Origin of the sequence: Moorena sp. SIO3A2 (assembly GCF_010672265.1) — a bacterium.
GTDB classification, from domain to species: Bacteria; Cyanobacteriota; Cyanobacteriia; order Cyanobacteriales; family Coleofasciculaceae; genus Moorena; species Moorena producens.
Map to the genome: position 1 here is coordinate 161461 of NZ_JAAHHC010000006.1, position 16152 is coordinate 177612.

The following is a 16152-nucleotide window of genomic DNA, read 5'->3' on the forward strand; positions in this document are numbered from 1 at the left end:
TTATAGAGAATCTTTAAATTTGGTGAGGTACTTTAAGCGTAAGCTATCAGCGTGTCGCGTATCAGCTATCAGCTAATGGGCTACAGATTGTGCTACTTGATGTGCTTATGGGCTATTATAAAGCTACGGAACTTTTGAATAAAACAAGAAAGGATTCGAATAATGCTGAGTTATGGAAAGCACCTCAAGCAGCGTGAGCCATTCGCGTAGCGTGGCCTTTGGCCAAGGCTCAGGGCTGACGGCTGACGGCTGAATGCTTACGTTTAATCTAACTTTCAGCTAAAACTAATACTAACACTTTTCACCATTACTCCCAAATTTATTATGGCTTGTAAGTGTTAGTAAGTTTAGTTTAAGTTTTCCGTAAAAAGCTAAGGGCTGAATCCTTACGTAAGGGGAACCTAAAGAGTGGATGGTTAATCAATATCAGTTGCTTGATTGGAAATCATCACAGGAACTTGATAAAGAGGTACTGTGAAGGTAACTGTTGACCCTAAATTTTCCCCCATACTGAAAAAATTGACCACACCCCCCATGGTTTCAATCAGCTTTTGGGATATGACTAAGCCTAAACCCGTGCCGCCATATTGGCGAGTCCGGGAACCATCGACTTGGGTAAAGGTTTGAAACAGCCGGTCTTGCTGGTCGAGGGAAACACCGATGCCAGTATCGGCAACTCGAACTTTAACCAATCCTGGGAATTCTGTACCTTTGAAAGTTATCTTCTTTCGGATCACCTCAGCACTAACAGTCACCCCACCTTCATCAGTAAACTTAATGGCATTGCCGACTAGGTTTAACATGACCTGTAGCAGCCTTTGATAGTTACCATACATAACAATGCCATCATAGACATCAGGCATTTCAATTCTGAGGCTGAGGTTTTTGAGCTGGGCTTGATTGATCGTAAAGTCCTCAACTTTTCTAAACAGAGAATCTAATTCTACTGGAGCGAGTTCTAGCTCCATTTTACCAGCTTCAATCTTGGCAATATCCAGGATATCATTAATAATATTGAGCAGATGCAATGCAGAATTGTAGGCTTCTTGGATAAAATCCCTTTGCTCCTGTGGATCGTCTGCCATGCCATCAAGAACCAACTTGAGAAACCCAATCATGCCATTGAGAGGGGTACGTAACTCATGGGAAGTATTAGCCAGAAAATCACTTTTGTGGCGAGAAGCTTCTTCAGCCCTTTCGCTAGCTATTTCTAACTCCTTGTAAAGGGTGCCATGAGCGATCGCTGTGCCGACTTGTTCAGCCAATTCTCCCACTAACTTTATTTCTGCGGCACTCCATTGACGGCGATCACCACACTGCTGTAGGCAAATCAAACCATTAGGTTCATCTTTATAGGAGGTTGAAACCACCAACACAGACAACTGTTCCCATTCACCGGGAAGAATGTGTTCTACCAGCAGTGGCTCCTGACTAGTGAGGGCTTGTTCGAGGTAAGGCTCAGAATCTAAGGGTAGCAGTTGTTTCGCCATTGACCGCAAGGGCTTTTGACAATATTCTGCCTGCACCTTGGTTACCCGTGCGTCTGGTTTGTAATAGCAGACGAGGCAACGGCTTACCTGGAGTGCCTCCCCTAGACTTTGGGCAGTTTGTTGCCAAATCGTATCTAGATCGAGGGTCCGACGAATCTGCCGGGAAATTTTGGTGAGTAATTGTTGATGGGGGTCTACACTTAGGTTTGTAGGAGATTCCCGCCATTCCAATATTGATGATTCCGGCAAAAAGCGACCCATAACTAGAACAGTGGTTGCTTCACCATCCGCTGGCAAAATGGGGCTAATCACCAACTCAAAGGCAAAGGATCTGTCCTGGTAACAAAACGATTGAACACAACGTTCAGGGGAACGCTTGCTCAAAATTCTCTGAAGCCTCTCTTGGTAGGCTTCGGCTTCAGTCGGGCAGAATGCATCTTCTAGGGGAAGTCCCACCACTTGTGTCAAACTCAGACCATATTGCTCAGCAGCTTGCCAGTAAAAAGAAAGGCATTTACCCGATGCCTCTTGAGTATAAACCAGCTCACACCCTAAACCCTGCAAAAAGTTAGAATCACCTTGTGCACTAGCGGATTGCCTATTTATATATCCAGTTTGAAAACATTGAAAATTCACAGGTGCAGCCATTAAAAGAAACCTGGAAACTACAAGCAACACCGGGAGCCTCAGTTCCCGTTTCAACAAGTAAATGCAACCAACCAACCCTAACCCACGAGCCAATGGCAACGTCTCAAAGTAGATGCCTTTACCTCTTGTCTATCAATCGTTCCACTCACCTCGGGGCGGCAGGGGAGGATTTCGGTCAAAGGTACGGGCTAATTCCTGATCTGTTCCCCTTTCACCCCTAAGCCATTGACGAATTGCCGTTTCTATTACTTTACTCGGATCATTAGTCAAGTGTTTGATTTGATCCAAGAGTTCCGTATCCAAATGAATAGAAATTTCTTCTTTGTCAGCTGAACGTGATAGATCTACGTTAGTAGCTTTGGTAGACTCAAGGTGGTTTTCAAGCAAACCCTCTTGATGTAAGGCATGATCATTCATAATCGATGGGCTAATAACACTACTAATATAACTTTACGATAACTGACAATTAGCCTGGCTCACTTATAACCATTCCAGGGATAGTACCCTTACCTCTGACGGAAAACATTAAAATACATTAAGTGAAGCATGAACTCAATAGACCAGTTATTGACTGGGTTTATACCAATAGCTTATGACTGATGCCCCTGTCTCTCATATTCGCAATTTTTCGATTATCGCCCACATTGATCATGGGAAATCGACCTTAGCTGATCGCCTACTGCAAGCTACTGGTACCGTAAGCGACCGCCAGATGAAAGAACAGTTCCTGGACAATATGGATTTGGAACGGGAGCGGGGAATTACGATTAAGCTGCAAGCGGCTCGGATGAACTATACTGCTAGCGATGGTCACGAGTACGTTCTCAATTTAATTGACACTCCCGGTCATGTGGATTTCTCCTATGAAGTGTCCCGCTCACTAGTGGCTTGTGAAGGAGCACTGTTGGTAGTCGATGCATCCCAGGGTGTAGAGGCTCAAACTCTAGCAAATGTTTACCTAGCCCTTGAACACGATCTAGAAATTATTCCCGTTCTAAATAAAATAGACTTGCCTGGAGCTGAACCGGAAAGGGTAAGTACCGAAATCGAAGATATCATTGGTCTTGATTGTAGCCAAGCGATTCGAGCATCAGCCAAGGAAGGTATCGGTATCGAAGACATCCTCGAATCTATTGTACATCTAATTCCACCTCCAAGCGATACCGTAGAGCAACCCCTAAGGGCGTTGATTTTTGACAGTTACTATGATGCTTATCGTGGCGTAATCGTTTATTTCAGAGTGGTCGATGGCACTCTAAAAAAAGGCGATCGCATTCGCTTGATGGCCTCTGGCAAGGAGTACGAAATTGATGAGCTAGGGGTGCTTTCCCCTAACCAAGTCCAAGTGGATGAACTCCACGCCGGTGAAGTTGGTTACCTGGCTGCTGCCATTAAGGCGGTAGCCGATGCCCGTGTTGGTGACACCATTACTTTAGCAAAAGCAGCAGCTATTGACCCTTTACCGGGATACACTGAAGCCAAACCGATGGTTTTTTGTGGCTTGTTTCCCACTGATGCTGACCAGTATAAGGATTTAAAGGAGGCATTAGATAAGCTGAAACTCAATGATGCTGCCCTGAACTACGAACCAGAAACTTCCTCTGCGATGGGATTTGGCTTCCGCTGTGGTTTCTTAGGCTTGCTGCACATGGAAATTGTTCAAGAGCGCCTGGAAAGGGAATATGATTTGGAGCTAATCACCACCGCCCCTTCAGTGGTCTATCAAGTGACCACCAATCAGGGAGAAGTCCTTGAAATTGATAATCCGAGTACCCTGCCATCCCCCCAAGAACGGGAAAAAATTGCCGAACCCTATGTCCGGGTAGAAATGATTACCCCAGAAACCTATGTTGGGACTCTGATGGAACTCTGTCAAAGCCGCCGTGGGGATTTTAAGGATATGACTTATCTTGCCCAAGGACGGACTACTTTAATTTATGAATTACCCCTAGCAGAAGTGGTTACTGACTTTTTTGATCAAATGAAGTCTCGCTCTCGGGGTTATGCCAGTATGGAGTACCAGCTCATTGGTTACCGAGATAATCCCTTAGTCAAGCTGGATCTACTGATTAATGCGGAGCCTGTGGACTCCCTGGCAGTAATTGTTCACCGAGACAAAGCTTACTATGTGGGTCGTACCTTGGTGGAGAAACTCAAGGAACTCATTCCCCGACACCAATTTAAAATTCCTCTTCAAGCGGCTATTGGTAGTCGAGTCATTGCTAGTGAACATATTCCGGCTTTGAGAAAAGATGTATTGGCTAAATGCTACGGTGGTGACATTTCCCGGAAGAAAAAACTTCTCCAAAAGCAGGCAAAAGGTAAAAAGCGGATGAAAGCTGTAGGGACTGTTGATGTTCCTCAGGAAGCGTTTATGGCAGTATTGCGTCTTGACCAAGGCTAGAGGGGGGATTCAGTCATTAAAAGTCCAGACCTGAAAGCCTTGTACTAATCTCGGAATGCTTACTACCAACCTAGTAATTCTCAACCGGTTAGCCAAGAGAATTCGATGATAACCTTCGGTAATTACGGAATTGGTTTTCAAGGTAGGTGAAAAACTATATGGAGAGATATATATCCGGACTTTTTGCCATAAATTAAGTAAAAATTGTCTAACTGGACACTGTTAAATTCAGAGGTTAGTTTAGGATTGATTTCACATCACAAAAGTTCAGTGGCATGAGAATACTAGTTACTGGTGGGGCTGGTTTTATCGGCTCCCATCTAATTGATCGTTTGATGGCAGAAGGTCATGAAGTTATTTGTCTGGATAACTTCTACACTGGTCACAAACGGAATATCCTGAAATGGCTGGCACACCCCTACTTTGAGTTGGTCCGCCACGACATCACTGAACCGATTCGGTTAGAAGTTGATCAAATATACCACCTCGCTTGTCCAGCATCCCCAGTTCACTACCAATACAATCCCGTCAAGACTATCAAAACCAATGTCATGGGTACCCTATACATGTTAGGGTTAGCCAAACGGGTGAAGGCGAGATTATTATTAGCCTCCACGTCTGAGGTATATGGGGATCCGGATGTCCATCCCCAGTCAGAAGATTATCGGGGTAATGTCAATCCCATTGGGATTCGCAGTTGTTACGATGAAGGCAAGCGAGTGGCAGAAACCCTCGCATTTGACTACCATCGACAAAATGGTGTAGACATTCGTGTAGCCCGCATTTTTAACACCTACGGTCCTCGAATGCTGGAAAATGATGGGCGAGTCGTTAGCAATTTTGTGGTGCAAGCTCTGAAGGGGGAAGCCTTAACGGTTTATGGGGATGGTTCACAGACCCGAAGTTTCTGCTATGTCTCCGACTTAGTCGAAGGACTAATTCGACTTATGAATAATGACCATACCGGACCGATTAATCTCGGGAATCCTGGAGAATACACTATATTAGAACTCGCTCAGGCGATTCAGAAAATGGTGAATCCTGATACAGAAATTATCTTTAAGCCTCTACCTCAGGATGACCCCCGACGTCGGCAACCAGACATTAGTAAAGCTAAAACCTTACTAGGTTGGGAACCTACTATTACTTTGTCAGAAGGGTTAGATTTCACAGTGTCCGATTTCCGTAAGCGTTTAACTCCTCAAGAGGAAAACAATCAGATTTAATTAAATCAATCAACCTCAGGTCAGGGTGCCAATACTATCTGTGGCTCCAACCGTGAGACTTTCTTAACCTTTACTAACCATTGAAGTTTATATTAATTGAGGTATAGGTCCATGCGCGTTTGTGTGATTGGTACAGGATATGTGGGCTTAGTAACTGGCGCTTGCTTAGCCCATATCGGTCATCAAGTAATCTGTGTAGACAACAACGAAGAAAAAGTTAAGCTGATGAAATCTGGACAGTCGCCCATCTATGAACCAGGACTGTCGGAAATAATGCAGGAGTCAGCTAATGCAGGTAGACTTGAGTTTACCACAGATTTGGCGGCTGGGGTAGACCATGGGGAAATTTTATTCATTGCAGTGGGAACTCCCCCCCTACCTACCGGAGAAAGTGACACTCGTTATGTGGAAGCTGTGGCCAGAGGGATTGGATCCCATCTCAAGGATGGTTACAAAGTAATTGTCAACAAATCAACGGTACCCATTGGTTCTGGAGATTGGGTAAGGATGATTGTCCTAGATGGGGTAGCTGAACGCCAGAAATCTTTGGTAACTGCAGGAGGGCAAGCTGAAACTGAACCAGCAGAAGACATTACCGCGGATTTTGATGTGGTCAGTAATCCAGAGTTTCTCCGAGAAGGTTCAGCAGTTTACGATACCTTTAATCCAGACCGTATTGTCCTAGGAGGCAATAGCGAAAAAGCGATCGCAATGATGAAGGAACTGTATCAACCAATTGTCGAACGCCAGTTTGCTGAAGACAAATCCCTTCCCCCAGTTCCAGTGCTAGGTACAGATCTCAGCTCAGCTGAGATGATTAAATATGCGGCTAATGCCTTTTTGGCTACTAAAATTAGCTTTATTAATGAAATTGCCAATATTTGCGATCGCGTAGGTGCTGATGTTACCCAAGTTGCCCAAGGAATTGGTTTAGATTCCCGGATTGGCAACAAGTTTTTACAAGCAGGAATTGGCTGGGGTGGTTCTTGCTTCCCCAAAGATGTCTTAGCACTACTCCATACCGCTGAAGATTACGGTTATGAAGCGGATTTGCTGACAGCCACTGTCAGTGTCAACAAACGCCAACGTCTACTTGCGGTTGAAAAACTCCAGAAAGAGCTGAAAATCCTCAAAGGTAAAACAGTGGGGCTGTTGGGTTTGACCTTTAAGCCCAATACTGATGATATGCGGGATGCTCCTGCTCTAAATCTGGTGGAGGAACTAAACCGACTCGGAGCCAAGGTCAAAGCCTATGACCCAATTATTTCCCAAACTGGGATGCGTCATGGTCTATCTAACGTGATTGTCGAAACGGATCCAGAACGGTTGGCTGATAGCTGTGATGCTTTAGTGTTAGTTACAGATTGGGATCAGTTCCAGAAGCTCGACTATGGTAAGATGGCCGAGCTGATGAATCATCCGGTGATCATTGATGGTCGCAACTGCCTAGATCGGAACCAGCTAGAACGTGCTGGTTTCTCGTATTTGGGAATTGGTTGTTGAACTATATCCCCTCCTCATAGAGCTAGGATTGATCGTCAACCTAAAGTTGTCAGAGCAGCTGATTAACTCTATCTGACAACTTTACCTTTAAAACTTCCCGACAAACCTCTGACTTGGGAAAATCAAGTTGTGTTGTTACTTCCTGCTCCAGGGATCAGGACTTTCCTGGAGCGCTTTGGTCACAAAATTAGCGGCATCTTTTAGGTCCGACCCGTGGCGAATTTAATAATTAGATGCGGAAAGCGCACCTTTAGAATTTTTGTGATAGCAAGTTTACCTGACTTATATGTAAATTGCCATAAGTGAAATCCTGTACTAGAATAACTGAGGGGTTTGACCCCTCAGTTATTTTGTGAAGACTAGCTGAGTACCCAAACCCCATCCCCAAAGCTAAAAATCTTAGTTGTTGGGATTTGGCAACAACTTTGTGTTAAGACTAATGTTGGTGTTGATCAAGAACAAAAGCCCAGTCAGCACCCCGCACCCTTGGTGACGGGGCATAAAGCATCTAAATTTAGTTAACTAACCAGTAATCCCCATTAAAATTGGCTAGGTGTACGGCAAGTCTTAAAGTCCTACCCAAAAATCGGCACTACCACAAAAGGGCAGGTCAGGGAACTGATTTGGTTGTTAACTATTGGGGGGATTAGATATGTGGATGGTTTAATGGCTTCATGGATGCCAGCAACCATTGATTATCAGCAAACCTGATCAGTAACCCAAGCGTGATCTAGTTGGCGACAAATCGAGCTAAGCACTAAACTCTAGTAATGGTAATTTTGGTGATAGTTTTGGCTTAGATTCACTAACAGTCCAGGTAAATATGAGGTATATGAGCTAATATTGGTTCATTTTTCCACAAAAATGAGCCAAAATCCTCTAAAACTGGGTGCGTCCTAAATTTTTGACCATAACTGGTCAGGCAAGATCAATGAGAGTGGAGGTAGTATGAGTCGCCCAAAACCAAGCCCTTTCCTAGAGCGGCGACAGGGTTTACAGAAAGGATTGATTAGTCAAAAAACCCAGACAATCCAGCAAACAACTAGTCAATGTCTGAGATGGATAGTTAAGAATGTCCTTCTATGGATGCAACTGCTTAGTACTGGGTCATTCGCCGTAGTCTGGATGCTGTCCTTGAGTGCCATTGAACCAGCTCAGGCAACTGCTATATCTAAACATACTAAGTTCTTAGAGCAGCTCCGGACAAATCAGAGCAATGATTCAGGTCAATCCGTTAGTGAGGAAAGTGAAAAAGCCCCCCAAACCAAAATTATAGCACTAGGAAAGCTTGGAAGTAAACAGGAGAAAATCCCTGAGCCAACTAAGACCCAAAAGTCTTCTGTCCCAAGGACCAACTCCACCAGAAAACTGGCTTCATCTGTGCTGCCGCACTCTAAATCCCAGACTGAACAACCAGCTAAACGGGCAGCTAAGCCTAAGTTAGGGTCACGCCAGTCAAGGGCTACCCCTAAGGCTATCCCTCCACTGCTTAAAACCAAGGCGGCTCAGCCCAGTTCTGCCGCTACCAGGCCAGGGGATTTACCATTATCTCGGTTGCAGCAGCAACAATTAGCCAAACGGGACTCTACAGCTAAAGCTGTTTCTGCACCGCTGAAAACCCAAAGCTCAGCTACCCCAAGAACTGCCTCCAAAAAAACCGTAGCTGCTCCAATCCAGGCGACAGCTAAGCCCCAGCCAGAGGAGATAGCCAAAGTTATTCCAGCACGGCCCAAAGGCAAAAAGTCTGCTGTACAAAGCAGTAACGGTAGAGAAAACAGCACTACCCTAGCCCAGCCGAGACGTAACCGCCAGCAAGGACAATCAACTAAACCCAAGTTCAGGTCACCCTATGCCAGGTCTAGAGCTAGGGCAGTCCCAGCCTTCGGAAAAGCCCAAGCCTTGGCTTCTCCAAACACCACCACTAGCAAAAAGGTGGGTTCGAGAATCCCTGAGTTATCTCAACAGCCTCAAAAACCAGGGAAACTGGATCTAAAACCAGGACACAGGGATGGGTTAGCCAAGTCATCTGTGCCCAATAAAACTAAAGTCTCTTATCGACCTAACCATGAGGTTACCTCGAAACTAGGCTCACCAGCCCCAGAGTCGTCGGAACTAAAACAGAGCAAACCAGCTAACTCTAAGCTAGTCACCCAGAAGAAATCTGCTAACACTAAAGCTGACACTAAAGCTGACACTAAAATAGACAAGTTAGCGTTAACGCCATCACCTCAAAAGCCTCTAGTGTCATCATCGACCCTAAACCTAGAGCAAATAGACTTAAAGTTCACGGAGTTCAAGCTCAGCCAACTGTTGCCCTATGGCAGCAGTTCGAGTGTGGATTTGGAAGGAGTAGTTCCAGCTAAGTGGAGCAACTGCCAAACAAACACAGCCTGTAATCAGCTGCTGCCATCCCTAATTCCGAAGTTAGTTCCAAATAGTGCCAACTCTAGCTCCAACCAGCAGACAACCTCCCAAGCAAAAACGGCACCTTTGCCAGTACCAACAGGGCCAATTCCCTCCAATGCTGGTAAACTTCCCAAAAAATTCAAGCAACTGCCTCCTTCCCCACCAACCCTGCCGGAACAGCTAGGGCAAGGAACGGCGACACCCCTATTTCTGAATAACTACCAAAACCAATCGGTAGGACAACTGCCTGTATTCCCACAAACCAAGACACCAGCGCCATTGCCAGCACTTCCTAACTCGATGCCGTTGGGAAGCAATACTCCTAACCCGAATTGGGGCTATTTCCCTTACGTGCCACAAACGGTACTATTGATGCCGATGATGCCAGGAGTAACTGGGTCGATGCCGTTGGGTACGAGTAATGGTAATCCTGGTCAATTGCCCTACGTACCACAAACTTTACTATTGATGCCAACGGCAGGGTTCGGCATGTCTACCCCCCAGGGAATAAATAGTTATAGCCCTAGCTATAACCCTAGCTATAACCCTAGCTATAACCCTAGCTATAACCCTAGCTATAACCCTGGGTTAGGTCAGCTACCTTATTTGAGAACTACACCGGCTCCCCTGCCAGCCCCAGTCAATCCCATTCCGATGGGGGGTACTACCTATAACCCTGGCTTCGGTCAGTTGCCCTACCCGAGACCCATGCCCGCTCCTCTGCCAGCCCCAGTAAATCCCATGCCCATGAGGGGTAGTCCTTACAATTCGGGTTTAGGTCAGCTGCCCTATCTGAGAAGTTCCCCAGCCCCCCGGCCAGTAGTCCCGATTAATCCCATTCCCATGGGGGGCACTAGTTATGGCTTGGGCTTAGGTCAGCTACCTTACTTAAATACCATTCCAGGGCAGGTACCAGGGCAAATCATGGCAGTACCAGTGGTGCCAAATCCCAACATCCCTGGCTTGAGCCAGTCTCCTTTCCCAACTACCCCCCCAGGTCAGGTACCAGGGCAAGTCATGCCCATCCCAGTGGTGCCAAATCCCAACACCCCTGGCTTTGGCCAGTCTCCTTTTCCAGCCACACCCCAACCACCGCTACCAGGGCAAGTCACTCCGATCCCAGTGGTGCCAAATCCCAACACCCCTGGCTTTGGTCAAGTACCCTTCTTCCAACCAGCACTACAACCCTGGCCACCGGCTCCCAACTCAAACCTAAATCGTCCAACTTCTCCGCCAGGCAATTCAACCGCCCAATCCACCGGTCGCCCGTTGCTGCCTAGCACCGCTCTAACCCCAGCATCCTTGCGTTTCCAGGGCAGCTTCGTGACTCAAGGGGAAAATTCAGTAGCCAGAGCTCGCTTGGACGGAAACTATGTGCTAACGCCCCAATTCCTGTTTGGAGCTACCCTAGATCTGACTAGCGAAAATGACCAATTGGTAGACTCACCTAACGAAGGGGCAACTATCAATCAGTTGTTCTTTACGGCTGCTCCTGCTAGCACCTTACCCACTCTGCGGTTTTCCGTCGGTCAGTTGGATTTAACGTCCTACTTTGATCGGAATAGTTTTGCCAAGGATGGGGTAAGCCATTTCTTTAATCCAGTTTTTCAAACTAATCCAGCCTTGAGTGCTACTGCGATCGCATCTCGTCCAGGTTTATTGGTTAACTGGGCAGTGACAGACAATATAGAAGGCAAAGTTGCTCTGTTTTCATCAGCTGAGAGTCTGGAGCGATTTGACCTCAATGGCTTGGCAGGAGAAATTGGTCTGCGCTACGATAATGTGATCGTGCGAGGAACCTATGCCTCAGGCAGGGATGGTGGTGCCAATAGTGGCTTCCGGGAAATTTTCTCCATCGAACGGGGAAGGGATGACTTTGGCATCAACAAGAATGATGATGAAGAAGCATTTGGTGTCAATGGCGAAGTGTTTATTCCTGAACTGAATATGGGCATATTTGGTCGCTATGGGATTTACCGCAACCGGGATTTGGATGAAGAGGGAAACACCTACAGTTTCGGAATCACCTTCTTGGATTTATTTTCTAAGAATGACCGGGTAGGGTTAGCCTATGGTCGGGATCTGTCCAATGAGGAATTGCGCCAGGAAAATGGGGATGATGTACCAGATGTGTTAGAGCTATACTACGATTTCCAATTTTTACCGAATGTGCGGCTTGGTTTTAGCCTTCAGCAACGCAATAGTTTCAAGGAAACGTTTGCCGGATTTCGATTGAAAACCGATTTTGATGTAACTCCTAGAGGTAGGTTTACTCCATGATTCTAGAGGAAGGCAAAAGGAACAAGGGAAAAGGCTTACCCCCCATAAAGAGCGGAGAATCCTCAGGTCAGAGGCAAAAGGCAAAGGGACTGGATTCACATTGCCATCAGTGTCGCCGTGTGGTAAAGTTTTTTCCCATTTACCTCTTACCCTTGACCGTTTACCTCTTACCATTGACTGTTTACCTTTTTCCTCTTGCCTTTTGCCTTGAGGCAGCTCAAGCCCAAACTATTCCGGTGCCGATTATCAGAGCCTTTAATCTGCTCAGGGAAGGACGAGTGGAAGAGGCAATTAAAGAGTTTGAGCAAGCTGTCCAGCGTTATCCCCAATCCATTGATGCGAAGATTGGCCTAGCCATCGCCTACCGCCGACAGGGATTGATTGACCAAGCTTGGGATGCCTATCAACAGGTGCTCGCTCAAGACCCCACCAATGAGTTAGCCCTAAGTGCAGTAGGTCTGCTAGGGACATATAAACAAGAATGGCAGACTCAGGGAATTGAAGCCCTTACGGTCTTGCTCGATATCAATCCCAATGATACAGAAGCTCGTGGCAGGCGAGCTCTGCTGTATGGTTATCAGCAGCGATTTGGTGAGGCGATCGCAGACTATGAAATTGTGCTGCAAACTGACCCTAGTCCAGATGTGCTAATAGGGGCAGCAGAAGTTTACACCTACAACGGTAACCCTCAAAGGGGTCTGGAACTCTTTAACCAATACCTCGCTACGGGGAATGTGATTAGTGGCTATGCTGTCCTGGCTTATGCCCAATCCTTAAGGCAAACCGGCAATGCGGCTCAGGCGGTGCAGGTTCTGGAAAACGAGTTAGTGGGGTTCGCCCTCATCGATCAACTCGACGACCTAGGCATCCAAACCAGAGCCGCCCTCTCCCAAGCCTATGCCGAAAATGGACAGATCTCTGAAGCATTGGCCGTATTAGAGCCTTTACAAGGTATCCCCCAAGCCACATTGCCCTTAGCGCGATCGCTAAATGAAATTCGCAATAAAAATCAAGATCCAGCCCTGGAACCCCAAGTCTCTATGCTCTACCGCCAGGCACTGGCAGAGAATCCTAATGACCCTAACTTAATTCGGGAGATAGCTGATGTGTTCACAGGCATACCCAGCGAACGGGCAACCGCATTGCAGCTTTACCAACAACAGCTTGCCTTCGAGCCTGATAACCGTAGTCTGATGATTAAGATCGTGGGTCTGGAAAGTCAGACCGGGTTAATTTCTCAAGCTCAATTGAGCAACCGTCTAGCGACCATACTGATTCCCCTACCTACTGAACCCAGCGAATTGCAAGCGGTGGCAGACGCCTTGATCCCGATCGAGCCGCCGGGGCCAGAATTTCTATCTATTTACCAAAATATCCTGGCATCTGGGGTTAACGCGCCCTTTTTGTACTTTCGGATCGCTCAACTTTACATTGAAGCCAATGACTTGATCTCAGCTAGAAATGCGTTGGCTACATATACCGCCACACCCCAGGGAGCTAACGATCTGGTAGTACAGTTGCTAGCGGCAGATATTGAACGTCTTGAGGGTAACTGGATTGCTAGCCGCCAGCGTTACCAAGCCTTGATTGCCAGCAACCCACAACGGGATATTCTCAATGGAGCATTGCAAGGATTGTCATCTATACTTCTGCTACAGGATAGACCAGGGGAAGCTGTGGCAGTTTATGACCAACTAGTGGCGCTCAATCCTAGTGATGTTAACCTACAGCTAGCACGAGCTACAATTGCCTATCAAGCGAATCTGATTCCAGAATCCCAAGCTGAGGCATTTGTCTACTATTGGTTGCAGACACAACCCAATGTGCTTCCGCCCCAAGAACTCTTTGCTCTAGTCGGTGCTCTACCTGCCAATCCCACACGGGAACCCCTATACATTTCGCTGCTGCAATCTGAACCAGACAACATACCAGTAAACCGCCGTTTAATTCAGGTTATTGCTCAGCGTAGTCCAGAATTAGCTAGAGCTCAGGTGATTGAATTAGTCAATCGGGCTCCCTACTCCGTTCAGACATACTTGTTGCAGGGGCGATTGGCAGAAGCGATTGATCAGTTAGACATAGCAGAACGCGCCTATCAGGTGATTTTGACCGCAGAACCCAGTAACACTGAGATTATTGCTGCTTTAGGTGGTGTTCGTTTCCAACAACGACGCTTTGACTCCGCCAAGCAACTCTATTATAGGGGTCTTGCGATCAAACCCCTGGATTTCGGGGTACGTCGTGCCTTAGTTGGACTAAATCAGACAGAAGATTTTAAAGTCAAAGCCCTAGAACAGTTGGAACAGCTACGACTGGAGGAATTCAGTCGAGGGTCTAGTACTGCTACCCTGTCCCGTCAGAGACAGCAAATCCAAGAAGGATTTCTGTTCCGCAGGGGTTTCCAACCGCCTTGGGAACGTTTTGATTAAGGATAAAAAATGAAGTCTAGATGAAGTGTCAAGTGTAAAGAATAAATTCTAAATGAAGTATAAAGGATGAAGTGTCAAGGATGAAGAATGAAGTGTCAAGGATGAAGGATGAAGTATAAAGGATTAAGGTATGACAAGGGAAAATCCCAAATGGCAATTAACACTTAAAAATTGGCAGTTTTATAATCACAAATGAATAATCCAGACATTTAAAGCCAATATCAGAATTGAATAATTCTGAACTCTGATGTTTTTAGGCTAGGCTTAGGTTCAGACTTCTTCCCTTAAAAGACTACGTTGGATCAATCCAGAGGCTTGTATCCAACTATGTTTGAGGAGTAAATGTAAGAGCCGCAAATTTACGATGTCATACAACAGCCGTCAAGGTTTATTTATGGGTCGCACCCTCAGCGTTTCTATCGTTACTTTCACCATTATGTTGTTGAGTCTATGGGGTTGTGCTCCCCATCAATTGTCAAGACGATCTCCAACCCCTTCACCACCCCAGTCATCACCAAGCAAAACGCCTTCAGTATACCGTGAGTATCCTGAACCAGAGGCTCCCCAGACTGCTTTACCTATAGACGAAAGCGGTATTATAGCAGAAAGTTGGACTGTATACAAAGAGAAATTTATTCAAAAAGACGGGCGAGTCATCGACTACGAAGCAAGCGATCGCTCAACCTCTGAAGGGCAAGCCTATGGGATGCTGCGAGCGGTAATTGCCAATGACCCCACCACCTTTGCCCTGACCTTAGAATGGTCTCAAAACAATCTCAAGCGCTCAGGAACTAATGGTACTCTCGAAGACCAACTTTGGGTGTGGAAGTGGGGTCGTGATCAAAGCGGTAACTGGGGTGCGATTGACAGAAATTTTGCCAGCGATGCCGATATTGATGCAGCAACAGCATTAATCCTAGCTTACCGCCGCTGGAATCGTCCGGAATACTTGGACTTAGCCTTAATTAAGCTGGAAGATTTGTGGAACTTGTCCACCAAAGAGGTAAGGGGAAAGCGCTATCTTTTGCCAGGACCTGTAGCAGCCTTTGTGCCTTCTCCATCAATTCTATATCTCAACCCCTCATATCTTGCTCCTTTCTCCTTTCGTCTCTTTGCCCAAGTTGACCCCAACCATGACTGGTTAAGTTTGGTGGATAGTAGCTACCAGGTGTTAAGAGAGTCTTCCCAGGTTTCTGCTGTAGGCTTACCCAGCGATTGGATAGCCTTTGACACCGAAACTGGTCAATTCCAGCCATTGCCACCAGACAGTCCACTCAAAAGTTCTTATAGCTTTGATGCCTACCGAGTGTGGTGGAGAGTTGCTTGGGATGCAGCTTGGTTCAATACCCCAGAAGCATTTTCCTATCTCGGTACTGCCACGCAGCATTTGCAATCCCTGTGGCGTTCTTCTTCAAAGCTGCCCGCCAGGATTGACATCCAGGGAAAACCAACGGTGACTTACGAAGCCACTTCCCAATATGCCATGCTTTATTCTGCCCTACGTTTAATTGAACCAGCCATGGCTAGAGAATTGATAGAGCAGAAACTAATACCACAATATCAGGAAGGGATTTGGGATGATCAATCGGCCTACTATACCCAAAACTTAGCTTGGTTAGGGTTATTGCCTACCACAGCCATCGACCGCAACCTGTTAAATCCCAGTTAGGGAGGGGAATAGTTTAAACATACCAATAACTATACCGATAAATATACCGATCAATCTATACCGATCAATCAGGTGATACAGGTGACAAAAATGGTCT

At 46.3% G+C, this 16152-nt stretch carries 8 protein-coding genes; 6 read left to right on the top strand and 2 right to left on the bottom strand.

All coding sequences use genetic code 11. The features are described 5' to 3' along the window. Positions 1-416: 416 nt before the first annotated feature. Positions 417-2138 (bottom strand): ATP-binding protein, encoded by a 1722-nt coding sequence (locus tag F6K64_RS08500; protein WP_044492116.1) that lies wholly within the window; start codon positions 2136-2138, stop codon positions 417-419. Positions 2139-2270: 132 nt separating this feature from the next. Then, the gene (locus F6K64_RS08505; protein WP_008178707.1) at positions 2271-2555 is read right to left on the bottom strand and encodes a type II toxin-antitoxin system CcdA family antitoxin; all 285 of its coding nucleotides are present in this window, start codon (positions 2553-2555) and stop codon (positions 2271-2273) included. A 175-nt stretch (positions 2556-2730) separates the two neighbouring features. Here F6K64_RS08505 and lepA point away from each other — a divergent pair, with 175 nt between their 5' ends. The 6 genes from lepA (at position 2731) to F6K64_RS08535 (ending at position 16055) form a co-directional block, all read left to right on the top strand. Continuing rightward, positions 2731-4542, top strand: a complete 1812-nt coding sequence (lepA, locus tag F6K64_RS08510) for a translation elongation factor 4 (RefSeq protein WP_008178709.1) — start codon at positions 2731-2733, stop codon at positions 4540-4542. A gap of 275 nt (positions 4543-4817) precedes the next feature. Beyond that, complete coding sequence (locus F6K64_RS08515; RefSeq protein WP_008178712.1) at positions 4818-5768, top strand: UDP-glucuronic acid decarboxylase family protein; 951 nt, start codon at positions 4818-4820, stop codon at positions 5766-5768. 111 nt (positions 5769-5879) lie between these two features. Then, positions 5880-7271, top strand: coding sequence for a UDP-glucose dehydrogenase family protein (locus tag F6K64_RS08520; protein WP_008178714.1), 1392 nt, complete (start codon positions 5880-5882; stop codon positions 7269-7271). Positions 7272-8219: 948 nt separating this feature from the next. Next, positions 8220-11957, top strand: coding sequence for a hypothetical protein (locus F6K64_RS08525; protein WP_008178716.1), 3738 nt, complete (start codon positions 8220-8222; stop codon positions 11955-11957). After that, on the top strand, positions 11954-14386 hold the full coding sequence (locus tag F6K64_RS08530; protein ID WP_008178718.1) for a tetratricopeptide repeat protein: 2433 nt from the start codon (positions 11954-11956) through the stop codon (positions 14384-14386). Before F6K64_RS08525 ends, F6K64_RS08530 begins: the two co-directional genes overlap by 4 nt. A 364-nt stretch (positions 14387-14750) precedes the next feature. Beyond that, complete coding sequence (locus tag F6K64_RS08535) at positions 14751-16055, top strand: family 8 glycosyl hydrolase (protein WP_202799141.1); 1305 nt, start codon at positions 14751-14753, stop codon at positions 16053-16055. Positions 16056-16152 lie beyond the last annotated feature (97 nt).

What these genes read in the sequence shown, in the direction of transcription:
- F6K64_RS08500 (WP_044492116.1), bottom strand. Translation starts at nt 2,138, where the DNA reads ATGGCTGCACCTGTGAATTTTCAATGTTTTCAAACTGGATATATAAAT.
- F6K64_RS08505 (WP_008178707.1), bottom strand. Translation starts at nt 2,555, where the DNA reads ATGAATGATCATGCCTTACATCAAGAGGGTTTGCTTGAAAACCACCTT.
- lepA (WP_008178709.1), top strand. Translation starts at nt 2,731, where the DNA reads ATGACTGATGCCCCTGTCTCTCATATTCGCAATTTTTCGATTATCGCC.
- F6K64_RS08515 (WP_008178712.1), top strand. Translation starts at nt 4,818, where the DNA reads ATGAGAATACTAGTTACTGGTGGGGCTGGTTTTATCGGCTCCCATCTA.
- F6K64_RS08520 (WP_008178714.1), top strand. Translation starts at nt 5,880, where the DNA reads ATGCGCGTTTGTGTGATTGGTACAGGATATGTGGGCTTAGTAACTGGC.
- F6K64_RS08525 (WP_008178716.1), top strand. Translation starts at nt 8,220, where the DNA reads ATGAGTCGCCCAAAACCAAGCCCTTTCCTAGAGCGGCGACAGGGTTTA.
- F6K64_RS08530 (WP_008178718.1), top strand. Translation starts at nt 11,954, where the DNA reads ATGATTCTAGAGGAAGGCAAAAGGAACAAGGGAAAAGGCTTACCCCCC.
- F6K64_RS08535 (WP_202799141.1), top strand. Translation starts at nt 14,751, where the DNA reads ATGTCATACAACAGCCGTCAAGGTTTATTTATGGGTCGCACCCTCAGC.